Genomic DNA, 25,133 nt, shown 5'->3' with positions numbered 1-25,133 from the left:
CAGTTCAGGGTAGTGCGCCCCGCCCGGGGGTACGACCACGCGACATGAGCACGCCTCCCCCGGACGACCGCTCCACCCCCGACGACCTCACCGAGTACGAGCGCGAGGACTTCCCGCGCGGCATCCCCGACTCGGCCCGCACGCTGCAGGAGGGCGGTGCCGCCTCGGCCCGCAGCGCCCTGACCCTGCGGCTGGTGCTGGCCGCGTTCGGGCTGGTGCTGTGCACGGTGCTGGGTGTGCTGGCGCTGGGCTCCGACGTGTCCGTGGCCTTCGCCGTCGTGCTGTTCGTGCTGGCGGCGGTCGCGCTGGTCGACCTGGTCGTGGTGGCCCGCCGCAAGCTGCGCGGCGAGCCGGGCTGACCCACCCGGTCAGGCGAGCTGGCGCAGCTGCCCGCCGGGCCGGGCCGCGCGGTGCGCGGCCAGCCAGCCGGGGACGTCGGCGGCGGCCATCGGCCGGGCGATGAAGAAGCCCTGCGCGTAGGCGCAGCCGAGCTCGGTGACCAGGGCCAGCTGGTCGGCGGTCTCGACGCCCTCGGCGAGGCTGCGCATGCCGCAGGCGGCGGCCAGCCCGACCACGGCAGAGATCGCCGCGGCGGACTCGCTGCGCCGGGTGGCGGTGCCGGCGATGAGGCTGCGGTCCATCTTGAGCACGCCGGCCGGGATGGAGACCAGCTGGCTGAGCGAGGAGAAGCCGCTGCCGAAGTCGTCGATGGAGACCTCGACGCCGGCGATGCGCAGCTGGGCGAACTGGGCGGCGGCCCGCAGCGGGTCCTCCGCGACGCTGGTCTCGGTGAGCTCCAGCAGCAGCCGCTCCGGGGGCAGGCCCGCCTCGGCCAGGGCGTCGAGGACGTCGGCGACCAGGGTGCCGGTGGCGAAGTGGGCGGCGCTGATGTTGACGCCGGTGATCAGCGGCAGGCCGGCGCGCTCCCACTCGACGGACTGCCGGGCGGCCTCGGCCAGCACCCACCGGGTCAGCGGGACGACGATGCCGTACTGCTCGGCCAGCGGGATGAAGTCGCAGGGCGCGAGCAGCCCGCGGGTGGGGTGCTGCCAGCGGACCAGCGCCTCGACGCCGGTCACCTCCCCGGTCGTCAGCTGCAGGACGGGCTGGTAGTGCAGCACGAGCTGGCCGGTGTCGATGGCCTCGCGCAGCTCGGCGGCGACCAGCACCCGCTGCTCGACCGCGGAGCGCAGGTCGGGGCTGAACACCCGCACCCGGTTGCGGCCGGCGGACTTGGCGGCGTACATCGCCAGGTCGGCGTCCCGGACGAGGTCGGTGGAGCGCAGACCGGGGGCGACGTCGGGGGCGCTGGCCACGCCGATGCTGACGGTCAGCCGGGTGGAGCGCTCGCCGAGGTCGAAGGGCGCGTCGAAAGTGCGCTGGAAGCGCTCGGCGAGGGCGAGGGCACCCTCGACGTCGCAGTCGCGGCAGAGCACGACGAACTCGTCGCCACCGAGGCGGCCGACGGTGTCCAGGGTGCGGGTGCTGCCGCTGAGCCGGGAGGCCAGCTCGCGCAGCAGGTGGTCGCCCACCTCGTGACCCAGGGTGTCGTTGACGTCCTTGAAGCCGTCGGCGTCCAGGAACAGCACGCTCACCGGACCACGGCCGGGCCGGCGCAGCTCGCTGTCGATCAGCTCGTGCAGGTGGGCGCGGTTGGGCAGGTCGGTGAGGTGGTCGTGCCGGGCCCGCCAGTCCGAGGCCTGCTCGGCCTCGACCCGGGAGGTGATGTCGGTGTGGGTGACCACGAGCCGGCCGGACTGGTCGGCCCGGGAGGCCTGCAGGTGGAACCAGCGCAACCCGGCGACGGTGCGCAGGCCGTGGTCGAGGCTGACCAGCGAGCGGCTGCCGGCGGCGAGCTCGCGCAGCTCGTCGACGGGGGCGCGGTCGGCGTCGTCGTGGGTCAGGCTGCGGATGACGTCGAAGTAGTTGGACCCGACGCCGGCCCGTAGCCGGTCGTCGGCCAGCAGGTCGCCGGCGTCCCGCCAGGCGGAGTTGGCCAGCAGCATCGTGCCGTCGGGGTCGATCAGCACGGTCGGTGAGGGCAGCGCGTCCAGGACGCCGGCCACCAGGTCGGCGTGCGCGCGGCCGGTGTCCTCGCCGTCCCCGATGTCGCGGGGCAGCTGTCGCCGATCGGTCCCTCGCGGCACGTGCACCCCCTGTGCTGGTCGTCCGGGCGGCCGGGCTGGCACGTCCGCGTCCAGGACCCATCGGCATCGCCCACCGGTGCTGCACCCCTGCGTGCTGCATGGAACCGTAAAGGGTGAGGCAGCGCCCACCGAGCGGGTGTCTCCCGTTCTTGCGGAGTTCTTGCGGATCGCTGGCGCCGGCCTCCAGGTCCGGCCCGCAGGGTCGGGGCATGGACATCGAGCGCGCCTACGCCCTGCTGGCCGAGCTGGACGTGCGGGACGTCGAGGACCTGGGCGCGGCCTGGTTCGAGGCGGAGCTGGCCGAGCTGCTGCCGCCGGCCTGAGGCTGCGCAGGCGTCGTGCCGGGGGGACGCTGGAGGCCGGGGACCGACGACGTTCCCCGCCCGGGAGGCCGTGACCATGAGCGTGCAGTACCGCTGCGACCAGTGCGCGGAGGTGGCCGACGCCCCGGCCGCCGTGGGCTGGGTGGAGGTGCGCCCGCTGGGCGGGCACCCGCTGCTCCCACCGGACCCCGTCCACCTGTGCCGGCTGTGCTGGGCCCGCACCGGCGCCGCCGCGACCGAGCCGTGCCCGGCCGGTGGGGTGCCCCAGCTCAGCGAGCACGTGCAGAACCGCGACACCGTGCAGTGACCCGTCCGCCCGCCGTCCCCACGAGGGACGACGGGCGGACGGGTGCTGCGGTCAGCCCCGCCCGGTGTGCTCGGCGATGAGCCGGGCGTAGGTGCGGCCGCTGCGCTTCACCGTGCGCGCCTGCGTCCCGTAGTCGACCCGGGCCAGCCCGAAGCGCGGCCAGTACCCGTACGCCCACTCGAAGTTGTCCATCAGCGACCAGGCGTAGTAGCCCTGCACCGGGGCGCCCTGCGCGGCCGCGGACTCCACCGCGGCGACGTGGTCGACGAGGAACGCGGTGCGCTCGGGGTCGTCGACGACGCCGTCCGGGCCGGGTGTGTCGTGCCAGGCCGAGCCGTTCTCGGTGACCAGCAGGGCGGGGGTCTCGTACTCCTTGGTGACCCGCAGCAGCAGGTCGGCCAGGCCCTGCGGGTGCACCTCCCAGTCCAGCGCGGTGGTCACCGCCCCGGGCACCGGCACCTGCCGGAAGCCCAGCGTGGCGACCTCGGGGTCGGCGGTGATGCGCTGCCGGAAGTAGTAGTTGACGCCCAGGAAGTCCAGCGGCTGCGCCAGCAGGGCCGCGTCGCCGGGCAGCTCGGGCAGCTCGACGCCGTAGAGGGCGACCATGTCGGCGGGGAAGCCGCGCCCGTGCACCGGGTCCAGCCACCAGCGGTTGACGTGCCCGTCGGCCCGCAACGCCGCCTGCCGGTCGGCCGCGCTGTCGGTGGCCGGCTCGATCGGGCTGAGGTTGAGCACGATGCCCACCTCGGCCGCGGGTGCCGCCGCCCGGACGGCCGCGCTGCCGAGCGCGTGGGCCAGCACCTGGTGGTAGCCGGCGTGCACCGCGCTGCGCAGGTCGCGCACCCCGGGTGCCATCCGGCCCTCGAGGTGGCCGATCCAGGCGGTGCACAGCGGCTCGTTCAGCGTCGTCCACCGGCTGACCCGGTCCCCCAGCCGGCCGGCGACGAGGCCGGCGTAGTCGGCGAACCGCTCGGCGGTCTCCCGGGCGACCCAGCCGCCGCGGTGCTGCAGCGCCGAGGGCAGGTCCCAGTGGTACAGCGTCGGGAACGGCTCGATGCCGGCGGCGAGCAGGTCGTCGACCATCCGGTCGTAGTGGTCCAGCCCGGCGGCGTTGACCGGGCCGGCGCCGGTGGGCTGGACGCGGGGCCAGGCGGTGGAGAAGCGGTAGCTGTTCACGCCGAGCTCGCGCATCAGCGCCAGGTCGTCGTCCCAGCGCCGGTAGGAGTCGCAGGCGACGTCCCCGGTGTCGCCGTGCTCGATCGCCTCGGGCACCCGGCCGAAGTCGTCCCAGATGGAGGGCCCGCGGCCGTCGGCGGAGGTGGCGCCCTCGATCTGGAACGCCGAGGTCGCCACCCCCCACCGGAAGTCGGCGGGCAGGGAGGGTGTGCTCACGGGGTTCCTCACTTCACCGAGCCGGCCGTGAGACCGGCGACCAGGTAGCGCTGCAGCAGGAGGAACCCGACGACGACCGGCACGCTCACGGTGAGCGAGGCGGCCATGATCTGGTTCCAGTAGACGTTGTTCTGGGTCGCGTAGCCCTGCAGCCCGACGGCGAGGGTGCGGGTGGACTCGTCGGTCAGCACCGAGGCGAAGAGCACCTCGCCCCAGGCGGTCATGAAGGCGTAGATCAGGACGGCGATGATGCCGGGCATCGCGGCCGGGACGACCACGCGGAAGAAGGCCCCCATCGGCCCGTTGCCGTCGACGGCGGCCGCCTCGTCCAGCTCGCGGGGCACCGAGTCCAGGTAGCCCACGAGCATCCAGACCGCGAACGGCAGCGTGAAGGTCAGGTAGGTGATGATCAGGCCCGGCCGGCTGCCGTAGAGGTCGATGCCCAGGGTCCGGCCGAGGTTCACGAAGATCACGAACAGCGGCAGCAGGAACAGGATCCCGGGGAACATCTGGGTCGACAGCACCGTCACCGAGAACAGCTGGCGGCCGGTGAACCGGTACCGGCTCACCGCGTAGGCGGCCAGCAGCGCCAGCGCCACCGAGGCCACCGAGGCGATCACCGACACGACGAGGCTGTTGACGAAGTAGCGGCCCAGCGGGATGGTCCGCCACATCTCGACGAAGGCGTCGAGGCTGACCGTGGAGGGGAACCAGCGGAACTCCCCCTGGACGTCGCCCAGCGGCTTGAGCGACGTGGTGACCATGACCCACACCGGCAGCAGCGCGAACGCACACAGCAGCGTCAGCCCGATCCGCCGCGACCACACGAACCAGGTCGGCTCACGCATCGACGTCCTTCTTCCGCGTCAGCAGCAGGTACACCGCGGTGACGGCGAGCAGGAACAGCAGCAGCAGCACGCTCATCGCCGAGCCGGTGCCGAAGTTCCAGGTCACGAACGAGTTCTGGTAGATGTGCATGGAGATCAGGTCCGCCTGCTCCGGCGCCGACTTCCCGAAGAACGTGTACGGCACCGTGAACTCGTTGAACGTCCAGAGGAAGAGCACCAGCAGCAGCACCTGGTTGACGCTGCGCAGGTTCGGCAGGGTCACCCAGCGCACCGAGCGCAGCACCCCGGCGCCGTCGATGGCCGCGGCCTCGTACTGCTCGGCCGGGATGCTGGACATCCCCGCGGTCAGCGCCAGGAAGGCGAAGGGCCACAGCCGCCAGACCTCGACCACGATCAGCGCCCAGAAGCTGTTGTCCCCGATCAGCCAGAACGGCCGCTCGTCGGTGACGCCCAGCTGGTCGACCAGGACGTGGTTCACCATCCCGTTGTCGCGCTGGAGCATGAACGACCAGGTGATGACCGAGGCGAACACCGGCAGCGCGTAGGGCACCAGGAAGACCGTGCGCACCAGCCCGCGCCCGCGGAAGGCGTGCTGGGTCCAGATCGCCGCGGCCATCGCCAGCAGCCAGGACAGCGCCAGCACGATCACGGTGAACTGCACCGTCGTCCAGAACGAGTGCAGCAGGGCCTTGCCCGAGGCCTCGTCGAACTGCAGGACGAACCGGTAGTTGCCCACCCCCGCGGCCGGGGCCGCGGTCCAGTTCCGGATGTAGAACTGGGTCAGCTCCAGGAAGCTCATCCCGACCCCGATGAGCATCGGGATGATGTGGATGAGCAGCTCGGCGACGACGACGGGCAGCAGCAGCAGGTAGGGCAGCCACTGGCGCTTCTTCCGCCGGGTCACCGCCCGCACCGGCGAGCTGCCGGTGCGGGCCTCCGTCCCGGCCTCGGGCGCCGGGTTGGCCGTGATCACCCCGCGAGCTGCTGCTGTGCGGCGGCCAGCTGCTCGCTGATCGCCTGCTCGGTGACGACGGTGCCGCTGGCCGCCTGGGCCAGCATGTTCTTGACCGCGGTGCCGACCAGGGTCTCGAACTGGCTCTCCTCGGGCACCGCGGGCATCGGGACGGCCCGGGTGTCGAGGATGGACTTGAAGGTCTCGACCGCCTCGGTCTGGAAGGCCGGGTCGCTGTAGGCCTCCTGCACCGCCGGCAGCGAGCCGTAGGTGCCGTTCAGCTCGATCTGGGTCGGCGTGCTGGTCATGAACTCGACGAAGTCCAGCGCCTGCTGCTCGTGCTCGGTGTTCTCGAACACGGCCAGGTTGATCCCGGCGACGATGCTGGCGACGTCCTCGCCACCCGCGGGTGCGGGGATCGGCGCCACGCCGATGTCGGCGGGGTCCATGCCCAGCTCCTCCAGCGACCCGGCCGCGGCCTGCCACATCACCATGGCGCTCTTGCCGGAGGCGAAGTCGGCCAGCGCCTCGGTGCCGTTGCTGTACTCGGCGTTGCTGGGGTTGGTGATCTTGTCGGTCTGGATCAGGTCGAGGTACTGCTTGATGCCGGCGACGTTCTCCGGGGTGTCGAAGGTGGGCTTGCCGGCGTCGTCGAAGAACGACCCGCCCTGCTGCTCGGAGAAGACGAAGACGTTGTGGATGTTCTCCGAGACGCTGCCGCCCTCGATGGACATGCCCCAGCGCTCGGGCGTGGTCAGCTTCTTGCCGGCGGCGATCAGGTCGGCCCAGGTGGCCGGCGGCTCGGTGATGCCGGCCTCGGCGAACATCGCCTTGTTGTAGTAGAGCCCGTAGGCCAGCGAGTACAGCGGGACGGCGGTGGGCGGCTGGCCCTCGGCGCCGGTCGCGGCGAGGCTGCCGGCCAGGAAGCGGTCGGCGCCGCCGATCTCGGTCATGGTGGCGTCGTCGAAGGGCTTGAGCGCGCCGGTGGCCTGCAGCGAGGCCGACCAGGTGTTGCCGATGTTGAGCACGTCGGGGCCCTCGCCGGAGGCGGTGGCGGCCAGGATCCGGTTCAGCAGGTCCGACCACGGCACGACCTCGACGTCGACCTTGATCCCGGTCGCGGCCGTGAACGCGTCGAGCTGCGGCTTGAGCACCTCCTGGTCGTTCTCCAGGCTGGTGCCCTGGTTGCTGGCCCAGTAGGTGAGCGTGACGTCCTCGGCCGCGCCGCCCGAGGTCTCCTCGTTGCCGCCGCAGCCGGCCAGGGAGGCCGCCACGAGGGACACCGCGACGGCGCTGGTGATGCGCTTCAGTCTCACAACGGTCCTCCTGGTGAAGGGGCGCGCCGTTCTCCGCTGAACGCCGCCCGACCCACTTCTTTCAAGGCGTGAACTAAGTGCATCCGGCGTGTGGCGTCAATCACCGCGGGCGTGTCCGTCACCGATTCGTGACCTTCCCCGCGGACCCCCGCAGCGGCGGGCACCGCCGGTACGCTCGCCGTTCTCAGCGCGGAGGTGCACGGGTGGGCAGCAGGCAGACGTCGACGGTGCACGGGCTGCGCCGGGAGAACCGCGCCCGCGCACTGTGGGACCTCTACCTGCACGGCCCCGGGAGCCGGCAGCGGATCGGCGCGGGCGCCGGGGTCAGCACGGGCACGGTGAGCAACGTGGTGGGCGACCTGATGGAGCAGGGGCTGGTCCAGGAGTCCGGGTCGGTGCCCTCCGGGGGTGGGCGGCCGTCCTCGATCGTGCAGATCGACCCCGGCTACGCGTTCGTCGTCGGCGTGGACGTCGGCGAGTCCTCGGTGCTCGTCGAGCTGTTCGACCTGGCGATGCAGGTGCGCGGCCGGCACCGGATCCCGACCGAGCTGACCCGGCTGGCCCCGGCCGAGGTGGTCGAGCAGATCGTGGCCGGGGTCGCGGCGGTGCTGGCCCAGTCGGGGGTGGCCACCGACGACGTCCTCGGTGTCGGGGTCGGGGTGCCCGGCCTCGTCGAGCACTCACCGCTGGCGGTGGTGCACGCGCAGACCGTGGGCTGGGACGCCGTCCCGCTGGAGGCGCTGCTGCACGAGCGCACCGCACTGCCGCTGGCGGTCGACAACGGCGCGAAGCTGCTGGGCCAGGCCGAGCACTGGTTCGGCGCGGCCCGGGGTGCGGCCGACGTCGTGGTGGTGCTGCTCGGGCACGGGCTGGGCACGAGCATCTTCACCCGCGGCTCGGGTGCGTGGGCGCCGATGAGCAGCCCCGGCGAGTGGGGCCACACCGCGGTCGTGGTCGACGGCCAGCCCTGCCGGTGCGGCGCCCGCGGCTGCCTGGAGGCCTACGTCGGCGCCGGGGCGGTGGCGGCCCGGTACGACGTGCTGCGCGGCGGGCCTGCCGAGGGCCCCGACGACCTCGAGACCCGGGTGACCGAGCTGCTGGCCCGGGCCGACTCCGACCCGGCGTCGGCGACCGTGCTGGCCGAGCTGGTGCGCTACCTGGGCGCGGGGATCGGCAACCTGGTCAACGTCTACAGCCCCAGCCGGGTGGTGCTGGGCGGGTGGCTGGGCCGGCAGGTGGCCGAGCTGCGGATGCCCGAGCTCGCCGCGGCGGCGGCACAGAACGCCCTGCGGACGCCGTTCGAGGACGTCGAGCTGCTGCGCGCCGACCTGGGCGCCGACGCCGTGGCGCTGGGTGCGGCCACGCTGCCGGTGGGCCGGTTCCTCTCCTCGGGCGGGCAGCGCGACGCCGTCCTGGGCTCGCGCCCGGCCTGACTCAGCGCCGCAGCTGGGCCCACCAGCGGTCCCACACCCGCTCGGCCGCACCGGTGATCGGGCCGGCTGCGCCCAGCGCCGCCGCCACCAGCGTCGGCGGCGCATCCTGCCGGGAGCGCATCAGCCCGGCGGCGACGGCGGCGTGCAGCTCGTCCGGTGCCGCGGCGAGCACGTCGGCGGCCAGGTCGCCGAGGGTGACGACGTCGGGGTCCAGGGCGTTGACCAGCCCGGCGATCCCCCGGCCCAGTGAGGTGGCGACGGTCGCGACAGCGGCCCGGGCGGCGACGTCGTCCCGGGCGATGACCGACCGCGCGTAGCCGCCGGGGTCGGCCGGCACCGGGTCGCCGAGCAGCCGGGCCAGGGCGCCGGCGTCGACGGCCGTGCCCCAGCACCCGCGGGCACCGCACGCGCATTCCACCGAGGGGTCGCCGAACGGCAGGTGCCCGAACTCCCCGGCCGTCCCGTGGGCGCCGCCGACCAGGCGGCCGGCGTCGACCTGCGCACCGCCCAGACCGGCGTCGACCATCAGGTGCAAGGCCGAGCGGGCACCGGCCGCCGCGCCCCGGCGCACCTCGGCGACCGCGGCCAGGGTGGCGTCGTTGTCGGCCACGAAGAGCCCGGCGCCGGGCCAGACCGCGGTGAGGTCGACGGAACGCCAGCCGAGGATGGTCGCGTCGAGGTACCGCTCGTCGGTGACGATGCCCGGCGCCGAGACGCCCAGCCCGCGCACCCGGTCGCCCAGCCGGTCGCGGAGCCGGCCCACCGCGTCGCCGAGCACCCCGAGCACCGTGTCGGCGGACTCCCCGGCGTGCGCACCGTCGAGGGTCGCGATCGAGGCCCCGCCCAGCTCGACGGCGTCCACCCGCCAGGTCGCGTGGCTGAACGCGGCGGCGAGCACGACCGGGCCGGCGGGGTGGGCGGTGAGCGGACGGGTGGGCCGGCCGCGCGTGGTCGCGGGCTGCGGCGGGCCCTCGGCCAACAGCTGCTCGGCCACCAGGACGCCGACCACCTCGGCCGCTCCCCCGGTGCCCATGCCGAGCAGCCGGCTGGCCTCGGCGCGGGTCAGCCCGGGGCGGGCGTGGACGGCGGCCAGCATCGCCACCGCGCGGTCGGACAACACGCCCACGCCTGCACCTCCCCAAATGCTCGGACCCGGAGTTTAATGGCCCGGGTGACGACCCTGACCCTCGCTCCCCCACAGGGAGGACTCCGGGTCGGTGCGGCCCTGGCCGTGCTCACCCTGGCCACCTTCGCCGCCGTCACGGCCGAGACGCTGCCGGTCGGGCTGCTGCCCATGATCGCGGCGGACCTGTCGACCAGCGAGTCCCGGGTGGGGCTGCTGGTCTCGGCGTACGCGGTGGTGGTCGCGGTGGCGTCGCTGCCGCTCACCGCGCTGCTGGCCCGGTGGCCGCGGCGGTGGGCGCTCACCGGGCTGCTGGTCACGTACGCGGTCGGCAACGCCGTCTTCGCCGCCACCGACGACTACTCGGTCGCCGTCCTGGCCCGCCTGCTGGCCGGGCTCGCGCACGCCGGCTTCTTCTCCGTGGCCGTGGGTGCCGCGGTCAGCCTCGTCCCGGCCGACCGCGCCGGCCGGGCGACCGCGTGCGTCTTCGGCGGGACGACGCTGGCCTTCGCCGCCGGCGTGCCCGCCGGCACCGCACTCGGGACGGCGGTGGGCTGGCGCTGGGCGTTCGCCGGCCTCGCCGGGGTGCTGCTGCTGCTCGGCGTGCTGGCGGCGGCCCTGCTGCCGGCCTCCCCGCCCCCGGCGGCCGCCGCACCGGCCCCGCTGCGGCAGGTGCTGCGCCGCCGGTCGGTGCAGCTCGTCGCGGCCACCACCGCGCTGTTGATGCTCGGGCACTACACCGCGTTCACCTACGTCACGCCGATCGTCACCGCGGCCGGCATCGACCCGGCGCACGTCAGCCTCGTGCTGCTGGCCTACGGCACGGCGGGTGTCGTCGGGCTGGCGCTGGCCGGGGCCCTGGTCGACCGGGTCCCCCGCCCGATGCTGCTCGTGGCGGTGACCCTGACCGCCGCCACGCTCGCCGTCATCAGCGCGCCCGGCTCGACCGCCGTCCTGGTCGCGGCGGTGGTGCTGTGGGGCGCGGCGTTCGGGTCGCTGCCCACGCTGCTGCAGGCCGCCGCCCGTCGTGCCGCCCCCGACGCCGGGGACGCAGCACCCGGGCTCACCAACGCGATGTTCAACGTCGGCATCGCCGGTGGCGGCGTGCTCGGCGCACAACTGCTGCTGGCCGCCGAGCCGCCGACCCTGGCGGTCACCGGCGCCGTGCTGGCTGCCGCCGCCGTCGTCCTCGTCCTGCTCACCCCCGCCCGGGACGCCGGCACCCGCTGATCCGCCGTCCGGGCGCCGGCGGTGTGTACGCCAGGAGCCGTCCGCGACATCGCACGGGGATCACCGCTCCGCCCGGCACATCACGGCTTCCACCCAAGCCGGTCCGACTTCTGCTTTGCGTTGGTCGGAAGTCCGGCTAGGTTGTGACGCACAGCACAGCGTCAACGCACGAGGTCGCTCCGTGACGAAGGGGCGTCCGACCTGCGGCGATGTCGTGCGCCCATGTGACGACCGAGGGGGATCCATGAAGTCGACTGCCAGCCTGCGGGCCGTGCTCGTCGCCGTCCTGTCCGCTCTGCTGTTCATCGGCCTCGCCGGCCCGGCGAGCGCCGCTCCACCGCACACGAAGGGCTCCGGTGGCGCGGACTGCGCCGGCCGCGGGGTGCCACTGAGCAAGACGTCGATCCAGCTCTACACGTTCGCCGGCTACATCGGCGGCGGCGCCGGTGAGCAGGCCCGGCACGAGGACGTGCTGCGCCGGCTGGCCGAGATGGGCTACCGCAACGTCGAGCCGTACACGCTCAGCGGCTGGACCGCGCAGCAGTACGCCGACCTGCTCGACCGGTACGGCCTCAAGGCCTCGGCCCGGCACGTCGACGTGGGCTCGCAGGTCACTCCTGCGGACATCGACCAGATCCTGGCCGACAACCGCACGCTGGGCATCAAGTACTTCGGCTCGGGCAGCTCCGCCGGCGCCCCGTGGATCGGCCAGCTGAAGACGGAGGCCGACTGGGTCGCCTACGCCGAGTACCTGGACGCGGTCGGTGCGCAGGCGCGCAAGGCCGGCCAGACGCTGTTCGTGCACAACCACGACTTCGAGTTCACGACCACGTTCGACGGTCAGACCGCCTTCGACATCCTGATGCAGAACACCGGCGACAAGAACCTGGTCTCGCAGCTGGACGTCTACTGGGTGTCCTTCGCCGGCCTGGACCCGGTCGACGTGGTGGAGCAGTACGGCAAGCGCATCCAGCTGCTGCACGTCAAGGACCTCAACGAGGACCTGAACCGGCGGATCGAGATCGTGGGCCGCGGTGACATCGACTTCCCGTCGATCTTCGCCGCCGGCAAGGGCATCAAGTACTACGTCGTCGAGCACGACCCGCGCTTCGGCGACCCGACGTTCGACCCGTTCGAAGCCGCACGGGAGGGCCTGGCCTACCTCCGCTGCGTCACCTTCTGACGCAACGGCTCACCAGGGGCGGCCCCGGGGGACATCCGGGGTCGCCCCTCACCCGTTCACGTACCGGTCGCGCTCGACGACGAACTGGCCGGTGGCGGTGTTCGCGTCGATGAACTCCGGCAGCAGCGGCACCCGCACTGTGACCGTGACGCACACCGAGAACTCCTCCCCCGGCGCCAGCGACGGCGTGTACCCGCCCGCGTCCGCGCACCCGGAACCGACCGGCGCGTAGGCCAGGACGACGTCGGTGGCCTCCACCGACTGGTCCTCCACCGCCACCCGCACCGCCGCCTCTGCCCGCGCCTGCCCGGTCGCCAGGTCCGGAGCCGTCGCCAGCGCCCGCCCGGCCTCCCGCGCCGCCGCGTTCGCCGCGAACACCCCGCGCTGCACCGCAGAGAAGCCGGCGACGATGTAGACCAGCGGCAGGAACACCACCAGCGCGATGAACACGAACTCCACGATCGCGGAGCCCTGCTCATCACCCGCACCCAGTCGCGCACGCAGCCACCTCACGGCGCCTCCTCCACGGCCCGCCCGGTCGCCGACAGCGGCAGCAGGTCACCCAGCGCGGCGAACAACGACGGCACCTCACCGGCGCAGCGCACGACCACCAGCGGCAGCCCGGTCGGGTCGACCTCCTGCACCGACTCGCACGCCAGCCCGGCCGCGGTCGCCGGCGACGTCGCGCGCCCGACGACGTCCAACGTCCGGTCGGCACCGGCCGAGGCGGGCACGTCGGCGTTGGCCCCGTACCGCGCGCCCTCCTGGGCGCTGGCGACCACGACGTTGCGCAGGTGAACGTAGACCGCCACCTGCAGCACCGCCATCAGCAGCGCCACGACCAGCACGCTGACCATGACGAAGTCGACGACCGCGCTGCCCCGCTCGCGGTCGTCGGCCGCCGTCAGCTCACTTGACACTCGTGACGGAGCCCAGCGCGGTGGTCACCGCGGTGACGATGGCCTCGCGAAACGGGATGAGGATGGCCAGCACGAGGGCCGCCGTCATCACGGTGATCATGACCCAGCCGGGCACGTCACCGCGCTCGGGATCGTCGTCGTGCAGCCGGGCCGCCAGGGCGGCGAGCGCAGCGGTCAGGTACGCATGGGCGCGCATCCGTCGTCCTCTCTGTTGGTCACCGGCGTCACTGCGCCAGCGAGACGATGCTGATCAGCCCCGGGAACAGGGCGAACATGACGGTGACCGGCAGCACCAGGAAGACGACCGGCACCATCATCTGGATCTCCTTGCGGCCACCGGCCTCCAGCAGCCGGCGCTTGCCGGCCTCCCGGACGTCGGCGGCCTGGGCGCGCAGCACCTCGGCCAGCGGGGTGCCGCGCTCGATGGCGACGATCACGCCGTCGACGAAGCGGGCCAGTGGGTCCAGCGAGGTGCGGTCGGCCAGCTGCTGCAGGGCCTCCACCAGCGGGACGCCGGCCCGGGCGCGGCCCAGCGTGGCGCCCAGCTCGCGGGCCAGCTCACCGCCGGACAGCCGGGTCACCCGGGCGATCGCTGCGGTCGGGCTCTCCCCCGCCGTGACGGCCAGCGCGAGCAGTTCGGCGATGACCGGGAACTCCGCGAGCAGCAGCTCCTCGCGGCGCTGCACCTGCTGGGTCAGCCACCAGTCGCGGCCCAGCACACCGCCGACCAGCCCGGCCACGCACAGCAGCACGGCCGACAGCACGTTGACCGAGCCGGCCAGCGCCGACCCGACCGTGGTGACGAGTGCCCCGCCCAGCAGCCCGAGCCCGCCCCACACGACCTGCTCGACCCGGAAGTCCTCGACCGAGGTCTCCGCGCCGAGGGCGTCCAGCCGCCGGCGGACGGCGACCCGGCCACCGAGCAGCCGGTCGACGTGCCGCGCCCCGTCAGCGAGCAGCGGACCGAACACCCGCCGGGCGGCGCTGAGCATGCCGGGCTGGGTCGCGGTGCCCAGCAGCCGGGACGGCGCCGGGGTGTCGTGTACGTAGGGCGCCAGCCGGTCGACCAGCCGCACCTGCCGCATCGGCGGCGCGAACCCCACGACCAGCAGCACCCCGGCCGCCGCGGTCAACCCCAGCAGCATGCCGAGCAGACCCGCGCTCACTGGAGCACCCGCACGTCCTGCGGCAACCGCCCGATCCGCAGCATCAGCCGGTAGGCCACCAGGCACACCGCACCGCCGCCGAGCAGCAGCGCCGTCCCGACCGGGCTGTCGTACGCGCTCAACGTCTGCTGCTGGGTGGCCAGCAGGAGCAGGACGACCCAGGGCGCCCCGACGGCGAGCCGGGCGGCCTGGACGACCCAGCCCTGCCGGGTCTCCAGCTCGGCCCGCGTGCGGGCGTCCTCCCGCAGGAAGCTGGCCAGCGTCCGCAGCACCCGGCCGAGGTCGCTGCCGCCGACCTCGCGGGCGACCCGCAGCGTCTCCACGATCCGGTCGCCCACCGGGTCGGCCAGGTCGTCCTTGAGCCGGTCGAGCGCGTCGCTGAACCGGCCGCTCGAGCGGTGGTCGGCGGCGAACCGGGCGAACGAGCCGCGCAGCACCTCGGGCCCACGGACGGCGAGCGCCGACAGCGCCTCGGGCAGCGAGAGCCCGGCCCGCACCGCCGAGGCGAGGTTGTCGACCACCTCGGGCCACACCTCGCGCAGGTCCGCCCGCCGCTTGGCGGCCAGCCGGCGCACCAGCAGGTACGGGACGGCGGACCCGAAGACGCCGAACGCCAGGCTGATCGTCACCGTCCGGGTGGTCAGCAGCACCAGCACGGTGACCAGCAGCCCGAGCACGACCTGCAGCGCGAGCAGCTGCGCGGAGTTGATCCCGGTCAGGCCGGCCGCGCCGAGCAGCTGCTGGCGGCGGCCCGGACGCGCGTCACCCGACCGGCGCACCGGTGCGCGGGAGCCGCTGCGCCACACCAGCAGCAGACCCACCCCGAGCAGCAGGCCGAGCAGCCCACCGGAGACGGTCACCCGCGGTCCCCGAGCAGGGCGGCGAGGTCGAACCCGTGCGCGGCGTAGCGCTCGGCGTGCGGCGGGTAGCCGTCAGCGCGCACCAACCGGCCGTCGCGGGTGGTGAAGACGTCGGCGGTCTCCACGACGCTGCCCTCGGCGCGGCCGGGCAGCGCGACGATCTCCCGCAGCCGGCGCTGCCCACTGGGCTCGGTGCCCACGTGCACGACCAGGTCGACGCTGGCGGCCACGGTGGGGACGACGAAGGCGTGCCCGATGTTCTCCCCGGCCAGCAGCGGCAGGGTGCACATCTTGACCACGGCCTCGCGCGCGCTGTTGGCGTGCAGCGTGCACATGCCGGGCAACCCGGAGTTCAGCGCGATGAGCAGGTCCAGGCACTCCTCCTGGCGCACCTCGCCGACCACCAGCCGGGAGGGCCGCATCCGCAGCGCCTCCTTGACCAACCGGCGCAGCGGGATCTCCCCGGCGCCCTCGAGGTTGGGCTGGCGGGTCTGCATCGCGACCACGTCGGGCAGCGGGACGCGGAGCTCGAAGACCTCCTCGCAGGTGACCACGCGCTCGCGGGCGGGCACGGCGGCGACCAGGCAGTTGAGCATCGTGGTCTTGCCGGCCTGGGTGCCGCCGGACACGAGGATGTTCAGCCCCGCCGCGACCGAGGCCTCCAGGAAGCGGGCGGCCTGTGCGGTGAGGGTGCCGAGCTCCACCAGTTCGTCGAGGCTGTGCGCCTGCAGGACGAACTTGCGGATGTTGACCGCCATGTGGCGGCGGGTGACGTCCGGGATCACCACGTGCAGGCGGGAGCCGTCGGGCAGCATCGCGTCGACGAACGGTGTCGACATGTCGATGCGTCGACCGCTGGTGCGCAGCATCCGCTCGACCAGGTCGGCCAGCTGCCCCGCGCCCAGGATGGTGGTGGTCAGTTCGCTGCGCCCGCGGCGGGCGACGAAGACCCGGCCGGGCTCGTTGACCCAGATCTCCTCGACCTCGGGGTCGTCGAGCCAGCGCTGCAGCGGCCCGTAGCCGGCGACCCGGTCCAGCACGTCGCGGACGACGCCGTCGGGGTCACCGAGCGGCGGCAGCGCCGAGGACAGCGACCGCTCCGCGTAGTCGGTGACCACGTCGCGCACGAGCACCCGGACCGGCGCCGGGTCGGCGAACGGGTCGAGCCCGCGGCGGCGGATGAGCTCGCGCACCTCGCCGTCGACGAGGTCGACGACGTTGCTGGCGACCGGCACGACACCCCCGTTGAGCAGCCATCCGACAGTTGAGTGCAGCGACTGTAAGGGGATGGACGGCCCGTTCGGGGAGCCCTTGTGGACAACGGGTGACAACTGCGGCCCGAGATCACCCGGTTCGGTGAACGGTTCACCGAACAGCGGGCCCGCCCACCCCCTGAGAGTGAGGGACCGATCGAGTTGATCTTCATCCCGGCCGGGCCGCTGCCGATCTGCGAGCCGGACAGACCGCTCAGGAGGAGCGGTCCGACACGCCACGGAGGCAACAGTGACCCAGCAGCAGGAGGGACCGACCTGGTCCCCTGAGCCCGGCCCGGCGCCCTACGCCGCCCCGGCTCCCCAGCCCCCCGCCGGCCCGGCCGCCCCGGCCCAGCTCCCGTTCGGGCTCACCCCCGACGACCTCACCGGCGCACTCCGCACCGTGGGCCGTTCCCTGGTCCCGGTCCTCGGTGGGCTCACCGTGCTCGTCGCGGCCGTCGCCCTGATCGCCGCCCCCGACGGCCACGGCGGCTCGCTCGCCGACTGGCTGCGCACCGCCGTCCTGCTGCTCGCGCTGTCCTTCGGCGGCCGGGCGGTCGTCGACGGCTCGGTCGGCATCGAGGAGGTCGGCGCCGAGCTCGCCGTGGGCCTGCGGGTGCTCCCCCTCGTCGTCACCGTCGTCGCGCTGGCCCTCGTCGCCCGCGCCAACACCGCAGCCGAACGCCAGACCCCCTCGACCGGACGGTCGCACCTGCTCGCCCGCTCGCTGGTCACCGGGCTGGTCGCCGGCGTCGGCCTGGCGATCGCGGTGGCGCTGTCCCGCACCACCAGCGCGTTCGGCGCCGACATCGCCGAGGAGTTCGACGGCGCCCAGGTCGAGATCGGCGCCGGCGCGCTCGGCGCCCTGCTCGGCGCCACCGTGCTGGTCACCGTGGTCGCCGCCGTGGCGCGCGCTCGGGTCGCCGGCCCGCTGCCGCTGCCGGCGGCCCTCGCCGCCTACCGCACCCCCGAGCGCGCCGCCGGCGTCCGGCCGGTGCTGGCCACCCTGTCGACGTTCCTGCTCGGCCTGCTCGCCGCCTCCGCGGTCGGCATCGCGGTGACGTTCCTCTACCGGGCCTTCCTCACCGACGACCTGGACGGCGGCCGCTGGCAGGCCCTGGGCGCGCTGGTCGTGCTGGGCGTCAACGCCGTGCTCGTCGCCGCGCTCACCGCACTGGGCGTCCCGCTGGGGGTCACCGCCTCCGGTCGCGGCGACGCCGACGTGCTCGACTTCGTCGACGACGTCGTGGACGGCGGCCGCAACGCCCAGTGGACCCTGTTCGACTCCAAGGTCTGGCTGCTGCTCCTGCTGGTCCCGCTGGCGGTCGCGCTGGCCACCGCCGTCCGCCGCTCGCTGCGCCGGCCCGGTGCCGCCGTCGGCACCTCGGGGCTGAAGACCGCAGCCGTGATCGGCGCGGTGGCCGGGCTGGTCGCGGCCCTGCTGGTGCGGGTCTCCGCCGCCGGCGCCGTGGAGGGCTCCGCTGCGTTCGTCGGTGAGGTCAGCGCGTCCGCCGCGCTGTCGGCCGGGCCGTCGCTGCTGTGGGCGCCGCTGCTCGGCGCCGCCTGGGCCGCGTTCGCCGTGTGGGTGCTGCGGTTCGGCCCGACGCTGGCGCTGTCACTCCCGCCGCGGCTCGCCCGCGCCCTGGCCGGCAGGGACATCGCCCCGGAGTGGGCCGCCGCCCTGGCCGGCACCGCCCCGGCCCCGGCCGGCACCCGCTCTTCCGCCGTCCGCCTCGGCGCCGTCGGGGCCGGCGCGCTGCTGGTGCTGGGCGCACTCGGTGCTGCGGTCGTCACGGCCGTCAACGCGACCGTGTTCTCGCCGCAGGCGGCCGCCGAGGAGTACCTGGACGCCCTCGCCGACCGTGACGTCGCCGCGGTGCTCGACCAGCTGGCCGAGGCTCCGGACGCCGAGGGTCAGCTGTTCCTGACGGAGCAGGTGGTCGGCAGCGAGGACTACTCCCCGATCTCCGACGTCTCCGTCGGGGACGTGACGGAGTACGGCGACGCGGCAGAGGTGGACGTCAGCTACTCCATCGACGGGCAGCCGTTCACCGAGTCGCTGCCGCTGGTCGCCGGGGACGCCCGGTTCGGGCTCTTCGACACCTGGGAGGTCGCCACGACGCTGCCCACCGTGTCGTACTACGCAGGCGGCGAGCTGGGCGCCCAGGTCGCTGGCGCAGAGCTCACGCAGGAGTCGTACGTGGCCCTGCCCGGCGGCTATGTCGCCCACGCCGCGGAGCACCCGCTGCTCACCTCGGCACCGTCCCGCTTCATGCTGACCATGGACCAGTCCAACAGCCCGTCGATGGACCCGACGGTCAAGCCGCAGGCGCTGTCGGACGCCGAGGACGCCATCGAGGAGCGGCTGGCAGAGTGCGCGGCGAGCACCTCGGTGCCGCTGACCAACTGCCCGTTCCTGTCGTACTGGTCGTCCTACAGCGGCGACCTCAGCGACGTGCGGATGGAGGTCGTCGAGGAGCCGCAGTACTCGCTGGAGTACGACTCCTACGACGGCGTCCTGGACATCGTGACCGAGTCCCGCGGCGAGCTCCGGCTGACCGGCACGCTCACCGACACCAGCTGGACGGGCGAGACCACCGTCGAGCCGTACGAGGACGAGTTCACCTTCACCATGTCCGGCGACGTGTCCGGGACCGGCGGCGACCTCCAGGTCGGCTTCGACGACTGATCCCCACCCCCAGGACCCCCGGGAGGAGTGCCTCGCACCCCTCCCGGGGGTCCCGTCACGTCCAGGGGTCGGTCAGCCGGCCAGGACGTCGTCCGTGCCGGCGCTGCGGTCGAGCTCGAGGCCGGCGTCGGCGACGGCGGCGCGCACCGCGGCGGCCGTGGGGGCGTCCTCGATGGCGTCGGCCAGCGCGTCGTAGGCGGCGATCCGCTGGTCGACGTCCGCAGTGCCGGCGGCGTCCAGGGCCAGCACGGCTCGCTGCCTGGCCCGGGTCAGCTGCTCGACCTCGGTCACCACCGGCAGCAATGTCGCGCCCTGTGCAGCGGACAGCTCCTGCACGGCGTCGTTGCGGCCCTCCTGCGCCGCGGCGGCCTCGGCGGCGTCTCCCGACGAGCAGCCGGTGAGGCCGAGGGACAGCGCGGCGGCGGCAGTGGCGAGGACGAGGGCGGCGGGGCGAGTGCGCATGAGGACTCCAGGGCAACGGTGCGGACGGTCGACCGCTCACTGCCCGTGGTCAGTTGCGCACAATCCGGCAGGGCGCAGGCCTCACCCGTCGGGGGCGGGCAACCCCCGGGTCCAGCTACAGCCACTGGAGCGCTCGAGCGCCCCGCCGAGCCCGGCGTCCCGGCAGGATGGCCGCATGGTCCTCGACGGACTGGTGCCCGCGGTGCGCGCCGCCCTTCGCCAGGCGGGCGACCCCGAGCGTGCCCGCGGCATGCAGGCCTACCTGAAGACGACGGAGCCCTGCCTCGGCGTGCGACTGCCCGAGGTCCGCCGGCTGACCATGGCGGCGGCCACGGCGTACCCGCCGACCACGGTGGCCGAGCTGGGTACGGCGGCCGCCGAGCTGTGGCGCGGCGCCGCCCACCGCGAGGAGCGCTACGCGGCGGTCGCGCTGACCGGCCTGCCGCTGGCCCGCCAGCAGTTGGCACTCCTGCCGCTCCACGAGGAGATGATCACCACCGGCGCCTGGTGGGACCTGGTCGACGGTGTGCAGCCCCGCGTCCGCGACCTGCTGCTCGCCCACCCGGGGACGATGCACCCGGTGGTGCGCAACTGGGCCCGCTCCCCCGACCGCTGGCTGCGCCGCAGCGCCGTCATCGCCCAGCTCGGCGCCCGCGACCGCACCGACACCGCACTGCTGACCGAGGTGGTCGAGGTCAACGCCGCCGACACCGAGTTCTTCGTGCGCAAGGCCATCGGCTGGGCCCTGCGCGACCTGGCCAAGACCGATCCCGACTGGGTCCGCAGCTTCCTGGCCGAGCACGAGCTGAGCCCGCTCTCCCGCCGCGAGGCCGCCAAGCACCTGAGCTGAGTCAGGCAGACGTGATCGGCTCGACCCGCGCCAGGCCGGGTCGAGCCGCGAGCGCGCGCGGCTCGACCCCGCCGCGAGGGGGTCGAGCCGCGCGCGATCAGAGCGTCAGAACGTGACGACGAGACGACCGCGGACGCCACCGGCCTCGAGCCGGCGGTGGGCCTCGGCGGCCCGCGCGGCCGGGAAGGTATCGGCCACCCGCAGGGTGAGCACGCCCTCCTCCACGGCGACCCGCAGCGCGTCGAGCTTCTCCTGCTCCTCGGCGTAGGTGCCGACGAAGACGGGGAAGAACCGCAGCCCACGCTCGCCGTTGCCCTGGTAGCCGCGCACGGTCACCACGGCGCCGCCGTCCTTGACCGCCGGCAGCGCGACGTCGTCCTGGACCGCACCGTCGGCCAGGCCGTCGACGCCGTCGGGGAACTGCGCGCGAACGGCGTCCGCGAAGCCGTCCCCGCGGGGCACGACCACGTCGGCGCCGAAGGAGCGCACGAGCTCCTCGTCCTCGGGCTTGGCGTCCGCGACGACGGTGAGCCCGGCGGCCTTGGCCAGCGCGATCGTGTAGCCGCCGAACGCGCCGGCGGCGCCGGTGACGGCGAGCACCTGGCCGGGCTGCAGCTGCATCGAGTCCAGCGCCAGGACGGCGGTGAGGCCGTTCATCGGCAGGGTCGAGGCGGCCACGTCGTCGGCGCCGGCGGGCACCCGGGCGATCGAGCGCGCGGGCAGCACGAGGTCCTCGCGGTAGGCGCCGTGCGCACCGGTCGGGACGACGACGGCCATCACGTGGTCGCCGACGGCCAGGTCGGTCTCGACGCCCGCACCGATCTCGACGAGCACCCCGGCGGCGTCCATGCCGGGCACGAACGGGGGCTCCTTCACCGCGTCGCGCTCGGCGTAGAAGCCGGAGCGGAGGTTGGTGTCGGTCGGGCTGACGGCGAAGGCGGTCACCCGGATGCGCACCTGGCCGGGGCCGGCGTGCTCCTCGGGCAGGTCGACCACGTGCAGGGCATCGGGCCCACCGAACTCAGTGACTGCGACGGCTCTCATGTCACCTGGCAGCACGTTGCGCCCGCCAACTGTTCCGCCGTCCCGGACACACCGCCGGCCTCAGCGGGTGACCGGCTGGTCCTCCGCCCGCGCCCGGGGCACGTGCCGCGGGGCGACGCGCAGCAGCGCGCGGCGGCGCACCTGGGCGTAGAGCCGCTCGTAGGCCTGGGCCATCGCCGCCGGGGCGAACCGGCGGCGGGCGGTCTCGGCGCACGCGGCCGGGTCGAGCTCGTCGAGCCGGGACAGCGCGGCGGTGAACCCGGCCTCGGTCTCGGCGAGGAAGCCGGTGACGCCGTCCTCGACGAGGTCGGGCAGGCAGCCACGGGCCATGGCGACCACCGGGGTGCCAGCGGCGAGCGCCTCGCAGACGGCGGTGCCGCCGGGCTCGTCCCAGCGCAGCGGGAACAGCACCGCCCGCGCCCGGCGCAGCAGGTCGGCCTTCTCCGCGCCGTCGACGCTGCCGATCCAGCGGGCGTGCTCGCCGTCCAGCAGCGGGTCGACGTGCTCGAGGAACCAGCGGACGTCGGGGTACCCGCGCACCGGGGACGCCGGGTCGGCCAGCGCGGCGTCCAGCGCGGCGCGGTCGGGCAACCCACCGACCGGGCCGGCCAGCACCAGCGGCACCCCGGCGGCGCGGCAAGCCCGCACCGCGGTGTCGGTGCCCTTGTCCTCGCACATCCGGGACAGCACCAGCACCGAGGCGTCCCGCTCGTCCGGGCCGGCCGGGGCGGTGTCGGGGATCGGCACCGACAGCGGCACCGCGCCCAGGGTCTGCCGCCGCAGCCGCACCGGGCCGCGCGCCACCTGGGAGGCCGAGACGCCGACGAAGTGCACCCGTCCCCCGCCGTCGAAGGAGCCGTAGAAGTCGGCGTTGCGCCGCAGGTCCCAGTGCAGGGTGTGCAGCACCGGCGGGGCGGCGTCGCCGAGCGCGGCCAGCACCGCGGGGCCGACGACCTCCAGGTGGGTGTGCACCACGTCGAAGGGCTCCCCGGCCGCGGCGTGCTGGTGCACCGCCGCGACGACCGCCTGGGCATGGGCGTGCGCCGCCCCGACGACCTGCGGGTACGGGGCAGCCAGCCGGGTGAACTGGCCGGTCGGGAAGGCGGACACGTGGCCGTCGGCGTCCTGCCGGCTGTCGCCGGAGGCGGCCAGGACGACGCGGTGCCCGCGGCGGCGCAGCTCGGTGGTGAGGGTGGCGACGACGTTCTCCAGCCCGCCGTAGCCGACCGGGGGCACCGGCAGCCACGGGCCGGCGTCCATCAGGATCTTCACGTCGGGAAGCCGGTGGGTGTGCCCGGCGAGGCGCTGCACGGGCGGACTGCTCCGGTGGTGGTCATAGGGTCTTCTCCCCTGTTCGTCGGCGTCACCGCCGCACGCGTCGCACCCCGACGGCGCAGCGCACCGACGGCGACCGGCGGCACGCCGACGGTCGGTGCGCATGCTGGCACGGACGAGGCGCCGAGAACAGGCGCCGGCCGCCGGGAACCGGCACCATCCCCGGGCATGACCCCCCACGACGGCTCCGCAGCCGACCTGCGACACACCGCGCGGACACCGGCATGACGCTCCGCGTGGCCCTGGTCGGGGCCGGCGGCGTCGGCGCCCGGCACGCCCGCACCCTGGCCGGGTTCGACGACGTCGAGCTGGTCGCGGTGAGCGACCCCGCGCTCCCCGCCGCTCAGGCGCTGGCGGCCGAGGTGGGCACCGAGGCGGTCGCCGGCCTCGACGAGCTGCTGGCCCGGGGCCTGGACGGCGTGTGGCTCTGCGTGCCGCCCTTCGCCCACGGCGAGCTGGAGCGCACGGTCGCCCGGGCGGGGGTGCCGTTCTTCGTCGAGAAGCCGCTGGCCGCCGACCTCGCGGTGGCCGAGGAGGTCGCCGACCTGGTCGCGCAGGCCGCGCTGCCCACGGCCACCGGCTACCACTGGCGGCACCTGGACACCGTCGAGCGGGCCCGGACCGCGCTGGCCGGCCGCCAGCTGCGGCTGCTCAGCGCGCGCTGGTGGGGCACCACTCCCCCACCGGCCTGGTGGAGCCGGCACGACCGGTCCGGCGGCCAGGTCGTCGAGCAGGCCACCCACGTCCTGGACCTGGTCCGGGTGCTGGCCGGTGAGGTCACCGAGGTCCTCGGCGCGGCTGCGCCCTCGACCACCGAGGGGCGCGACGTGCCCGACGCGACCGCCGCGGTGCTCCGGCTGGCCTCGGGCGCGGTCGGCACGGTGAGCACCTCCTGCGTGCTGCCCGTGCTCACCGCCGCCGGCCTGGAGCTGGCCGGGGACGGCGTCGCCGTCGAGCTCACCGAGACGACGCTGCACGTGCGCACCCGGGACGGCGAGGAGCACGGCGAGCCCACCGTCGACGCCCGCACCGCGGTCGACCGCGCCTTCCTGGACGTGCTCGCCGGGCGACCGGCGTCCGCGGGCCTGGTCGACGTCGCCGAGGCGCTGCGCACCCACCGGCTGGCCTGGGCGGTCGCCGAGGCCACCCGCACCGGCACCGCCGTCCGGGTGGCCGGCGCGTGAGCGGGGTGGTGCGCACGCTGGTGGTGCCCCGCGCCGGGGAGCTGGCGGTCGTCGAGACGCCCGAGCCGGCGCTGGCCGAGGGCCGGTTCCGCGCCGAGACGCTGTTCAGCGGCGTGTCCGCGGGCACCGAGCTGACCTGGTACCGCGGCACGAGCCCGTACTTCACCGCCGGCTGGGACGCCGACCTGGGCCTGTTCGACCGCGACCGGCCCGCGCAGGACTTCCCGGTCGAGCGGCTGGGCTACATGGAGGTCGCCCGGGTCACCGACAGCCGGACGTCGGCCGTCGCCGAGGGCGCCGTGGTGGCCATGGCCTACGGGCACTCGACCGTCGTGCACGGCGACCCGCTGGCGCAGAACGTCGTCCGGCTGCCCGCCGGGCTCGACCCGCTGCTCGGCGTCTTCGCCGCCCACCTCGGGCCGATCTGCGCCAACGGGCTGCTGCACGCCGCCGCCGACGTGGGCGGCAGTGAGCTCGCCGACGGGGTGCGCGGCCGGCTGGTCCTGGTCACCGGCGGCGGGGCGATCGGGCTGCTGGTCGGGCTGCTGGCGCGGGCGCACGGCGCGGCCGAGGTGGTGGTCGCCGACCCGACCCCGGCCCGCCGCGACGCCGCCGTCGCCCTCGGGCTGGAGGCGGTCGACAGCACCCCCGAGCTCGCCCGGGAGCTGAAGACCCGCTGGCGGCACGCGGCCGGTGACCGGGGCGCCGACGTGGTGTTCCAGTGCCGCGGGACGGCGTCGGCGCTGGCCACCGCGCTGCGCTGCCTGCGCCCCCAGGGCACCGTCGTCGACCTGGCGTTCTACACCGGCGGCGCCGGCGAGGTGGCCCTCGGCGAGGAGTTCCACCACAACGGGCTGTCGCTGCGCTGCGCCCAGATCGGCCGGGTGCCGCGCGGGCTGGGCCACCTGTGGGACCGGCGACGGCTCTCGCACGAGACCCTCGCGCTGCTGGCCGACCACGGTCACGCCGTCCGCGCCGCGGTGGTCACCGACGTCGTCCCCTTCGACGCAGCCCCCGACCTGTTCGCCGACCTCAGCGCCCACCGCCGGCACGTCATCTCCGCGGTGCTGGAGGTCGGCCCGCAGGACCGACGACCGTCCGCGTGACGGTCGAGCC

The 25,133-nt window shown here is 74.7% G+C and carries 24 protein-coding genes; 9 read left to right on the top strand and 15 right to left on the bottom strand.

Translation table 11 applies throughout. From position 1 onward, the window contains the following. Positions 1 to 44: 44 nt before the first annotated feature. Positions 45 to 359 carry a DUF6343 family protein gene (locus tag O2W14_RS16615; RefSeq protein ID WP_269177223.1) on the top strand — a complete coding sequence of 105 codons (315 nt, stop codon included), beginning with the start codon at positions 45 to 47 and terminating at the stop codon, positions 357 to 359. 9 nt (positions 360 to 368) lie between these two features. Here the strand turns inward: O2W14_RS16615 and O2W14_RS16610 are convergent, their stop codons facing one another. Continuing rightward, on the bottom strand, positions 369 to 2,147 hold the full coding sequence (locus tag O2W14_RS16610; protein ID WP_269177222.1) for a putative bifunctional diguanylate cyclase/phosphodiesterase: 1,779 nt from the start codon (positions 2,145 to 2,147) through the stop codon (positions 369 to 371). Between the two features lie 399 nt (positions 2,148 to 2,546). On the opposite strand from O2W14_RS16610, the gene O2W14_RS16605 reads away from it, so the two are divergent. After that, positions 2,547 to 2,777, top strand: coding sequence for a hypothetical protein (locus tag O2W14_RS16605; protein ID WP_269177221.1), 231 nt, complete (start codon positions 2,547 to 2,549; stop codon positions 2,775 to 2,777). A gap of 51 nt (positions 2,778 to 2,828) precedes the next feature. On the opposite strand, the gene O2W14_RS16600 is transcribed toward O2W14_RS16605, so the two are convergent. Genes O2W14_RS16600 through O2W14_RS16585 form a run of 4 tightly spaced genes read right to left on the bottom strand, consistent with a single transcriptional unit; the run spans position 2,829 to position 7,285 of the window. Then, on the bottom strand, positions 2,829 to 4,169 hold the full coding sequence (locus tag O2W14_RS16600; protein ID WP_269177220.1) for a GH1 family beta-glucosidase: 1,341 nt from the start codon (positions 4,167 to 4,169) through the stop codon (positions 2,829 to 2,831). A gap of 8 nt (positions 4,170 to 4,177) precedes the next feature. Beyond that, entirely contained in the window at positions 4,178 to 5,017 is an 840-nt protein-coding gene (locus O2W14_RS16595; protein ID WP_269177219.1) for a carbohydrate ABC transporter permease, read from the bottom strand. Then, complete coding sequence (locus O2W14_RS16590) at positions 5,010 to 5,990, bottom strand: carbohydrate ABC transporter permease (protein ID WP_269177218.1); 981 nt, start codon at positions 5,988 to 5,990, stop codon at positions 5,010 to 5,012. The genes O2W14_RS16595 and O2W14_RS16590 overlap by 8 nt, the downstream gene beginning before the upstream one ends. Next, positions 5,987 to 7,285 carry an ABC transporter substrate-binding protein gene (locus O2W14_RS16585; protein WP_269177217.1) on the bottom strand — a complete coding sequence of 433 codons (1,299 nt, stop codon included), beginning with the start codon at positions 7,283 to 7,285 and terminating at the stop codon, positions 5,987 to 5,989. The genes O2W14_RS16590 and O2W14_RS16585 overlap by 4 nt, the downstream gene beginning before the upstream one ends. Positions 7,286 to 7,488: 203 nt before the next feature. Here O2W14_RS16585 and O2W14_RS16580 point away from each other — a divergent pair, with 203 nt between their 5' ends. Next, the gene (locus tag O2W14_RS16580; protein WP_269177216.1) at positions 7,489 to 8,718 is read left to right on the top strand and encodes an ROK family protein; all 1,230 of its coding nucleotides are present in this window, start codon (positions 7,489 to 7,491) and stop codon (positions 8,716 to 8,718) included. A gap of 1 nt (position 8,719) precedes the next feature. On the opposite strand, the gene O2W14_RS16575 is transcribed toward O2W14_RS16580, so the two are convergent. Further along, a complete protein-coding gene (locus tag O2W14_RS16575; protein ID WP_269177215.1) occupies positions 8,720 to 9,844 on the bottom strand; it encodes an ROK family protein in 1,125 nt (374 codons plus the stop codon). A 45-nt stretch (positions 9,845 to 9,889) separates the two neighbouring features. Between O2W14_RS16575 and O2W14_RS16570 the strand changes: the two genes are divergently transcribed. Together O2W14_RS16570 and O2W14_RS16565 are read left to right on the top strand one after the other, a co-directional pair. Beyond that, on the top strand, positions 9,890 to 11,071 hold the full coding sequence (locus O2W14_RS16570) for an MFS transporter (RefSeq protein WP_269177214.1): 1,182 nt from the start codon (positions 9,890 to 9,892) through the stop codon (positions 11,069 to 11,071). A gap of 244 nt (positions 11,072 to 11,315) precedes the next feature. Further along, on the top strand, positions 11,316 to 12,254 hold the full coding sequence (locus tag O2W14_RS16565; RefSeq protein ID WP_269177213.1) for a sugar phosphate isomerase/epimerase family protein: 939 nt from the start codon (positions 11,316 to 11,318) through the stop codon (positions 12,252 to 12,254). 48 nt (positions 12,255 to 12,302) lie between these two features. Here O2W14_RS16565 and O2W14_RS16560 read toward each other — a convergent pair whose 3' ends face one another. From O2W14_RS16560 to O2W14_RS16535, 6 genes are read right to left on the bottom strand one after another with little or no spacing between them, the layout of a single operon-like run. After that, positions 12,303 to 12,767 (bottom strand): hypothetical protein, encoded by a 465-nt coding sequence (locus O2W14_RS16560; RefSeq protein ID WP_269177212.1) that lies wholly within the window; start codon positions 12,765 to 12,767, stop codon positions 12,303 to 12,305. Beyond that, positions 12,764 to 13,174 (bottom strand): TadE family protein, encoded by a 411-nt coding sequence (locus O2W14_RS16555; protein ID WP_269177211.1) that lies wholly within the window; start codon positions 13,172 to 13,174, stop codon positions 12,764 to 12,766. The genes O2W14_RS16560 and O2W14_RS16555 overlap by 4 nt, the downstream gene beginning before the upstream one ends. Further along, positions 13,164 to 13,370, bottom strand: a complete 207-nt coding sequence (locus tag O2W14_RS16550; RefSeq protein ID WP_269177210.1) for a hypothetical protein — start codon at positions 13,368 to 13,370, stop codon at positions 13,164 to 13,166. Before O2W14_RS16550 ends, O2W14_RS16555 begins: the two co-directional genes overlap by 11 nt. 28 nt (positions 13,371 to 13,398) lie before the next feature. Then, positions 13,399 to 14,340 (bottom strand): type II secretion system F family protein, encoded by a 942-nt coding sequence (locus O2W14_RS16545; protein ID WP_269177209.1) that lies wholly within the window; start codon positions 14,338 to 14,340, stop codon positions 13,399 to 13,401. After that, a complete protein-coding gene (locus tag O2W14_RS16540; RefSeq protein WP_269177208.1) occupies positions 14,337 to 15,200 on the bottom strand; it encodes a type II secretion system F family protein in 864 nt (287 codons plus the stop codon). The genes O2W14_RS16545 and O2W14_RS16540 overlap by 4 nt, the downstream gene beginning before the upstream one ends. Beyond that, positions 15,197 to 16,435 (bottom strand): CpaF family protein, encoded by a 1,239-nt coding sequence (locus O2W14_RS16535; protein WP_269177207.1) that lies wholly within the window; start codon positions 16,433 to 16,435, stop codon positions 15,197 to 15,199. The genes O2W14_RS16540 and O2W14_RS16535 overlap by 4 nt, the downstream gene beginning before the upstream one ends. A 268-nt stretch (positions 16,436 to 16,703) precedes the next feature. Between O2W14_RS16535 and O2W14_RS16530 the strand changes: the two genes are divergently transcribed. After that, a complete protein-coding gene (locus tag O2W14_RS16530) occupies positions 16,704 to 19,142 on the top strand; it encodes a hypothetical protein (protein WP_269177206.1) in 2,439 nt (812 codons plus the stop codon). Positions 19,143 to 19,214: 72 nt separating this feature from the next. Here the strand turns inward: O2W14_RS16530 and O2W14_RS16525 are convergent, their stop codons facing one another. Next, positions 19,215 to 19,604 carry a hypothetical protein gene (locus O2W14_RS16525; RefSeq protein ID WP_269177205.1) on the bottom strand — a complete coding sequence of 130 codons (390 nt, stop codon included), beginning with the start codon at positions 19,602 to 19,604 and terminating at the stop codon, positions 19,215 to 19,217. Positions 19,605 to 19,779: 175 nt separating this feature from the next. Here O2W14_RS16525 and O2W14_RS16520 point away from each other — a divergent pair, with 175 nt between their 5' ends. After that, positions 19,780 to 20,454, top strand: coding sequence for a DNA alkylation repair protein (locus O2W14_RS16520; RefSeq protein ID WP_269177204.1), 675 nt, complete (start codon positions 19,780 to 19,782; stop codon positions 20,452 to 20,454). 105 nt (positions 20,455 to 20,559) lie between these two features. Here O2W14_RS16520 and O2W14_RS16515 read toward each other — a convergent pair whose 3' ends face one another. After that, positions 20,560 to 21,498 carry an NADP-dependent oxidoreductase gene (locus O2W14_RS16515; protein ID WP_269177203.1) on the bottom strand — a complete coding sequence of 313 codons (939 nt, stop codon included), beginning with the start codon at positions 21,496 to 21,498 and terminating at the stop codon, positions 20,560 to 20,562. 60 nt (positions 21,499 to 21,558) lie between these two features. After that, positions 21,559 to 22,809 (bottom strand): glycosyltransferase, encoded by a 1,251-nt coding sequence (locus tag O2W14_RS16510; RefSeq protein ID WP_269177202.1) that lies wholly within the window; start codon positions 22,807 to 22,809, stop codon positions 21,559 to 21,561. 248 nt (positions 22,810 to 23,057) lie between these two features. Here O2W14_RS16510 and O2W14_RS16505 point away from each other — a divergent pair, with 248 nt between their 5' ends. Together O2W14_RS16505 and O2W14_RS16500 are read left to right on the top strand one after the other, a co-directional pair. After that, positions 23,058 to 24,017, top strand: coding sequence for a Gfo/Idh/MocA family protein (locus O2W14_RS16505; protein ID WP_269177201.1), 960 nt, complete (start codon positions 23,058 to 23,060; stop codon positions 24,015 to 24,017). Then, positions 24,014 to 25,123 (top strand): zinc-dependent alcohol dehydrogenase, encoded by a 1,110-nt coding sequence (locus O2W14_RS16500; RefSeq protein ID WP_269177200.1) that lies wholly within the window; start codon positions 24,014 to 24,016, stop codon positions 25,121 to 25,123. Before O2W14_RS16505 ends, O2W14_RS16500 begins: the two co-directional genes overlap by 4 nt. The last annotated feature ends 10 nt before the right edge of the window (positions 25,124 to 25,133 follow it).

This window comes from Modestobacter sp. VKM Ac-2986 (genome assembly GCF_026967795.1).
Taxonomy (GTDB): Bacteria; Actinomycetota; Actinomycetes; order Mycobacteriales; family Geodermatophilaceae; genus Modestobacter.
This window is presented reverse-complemented; position numbering and strand designations above follow the sequence as displayed.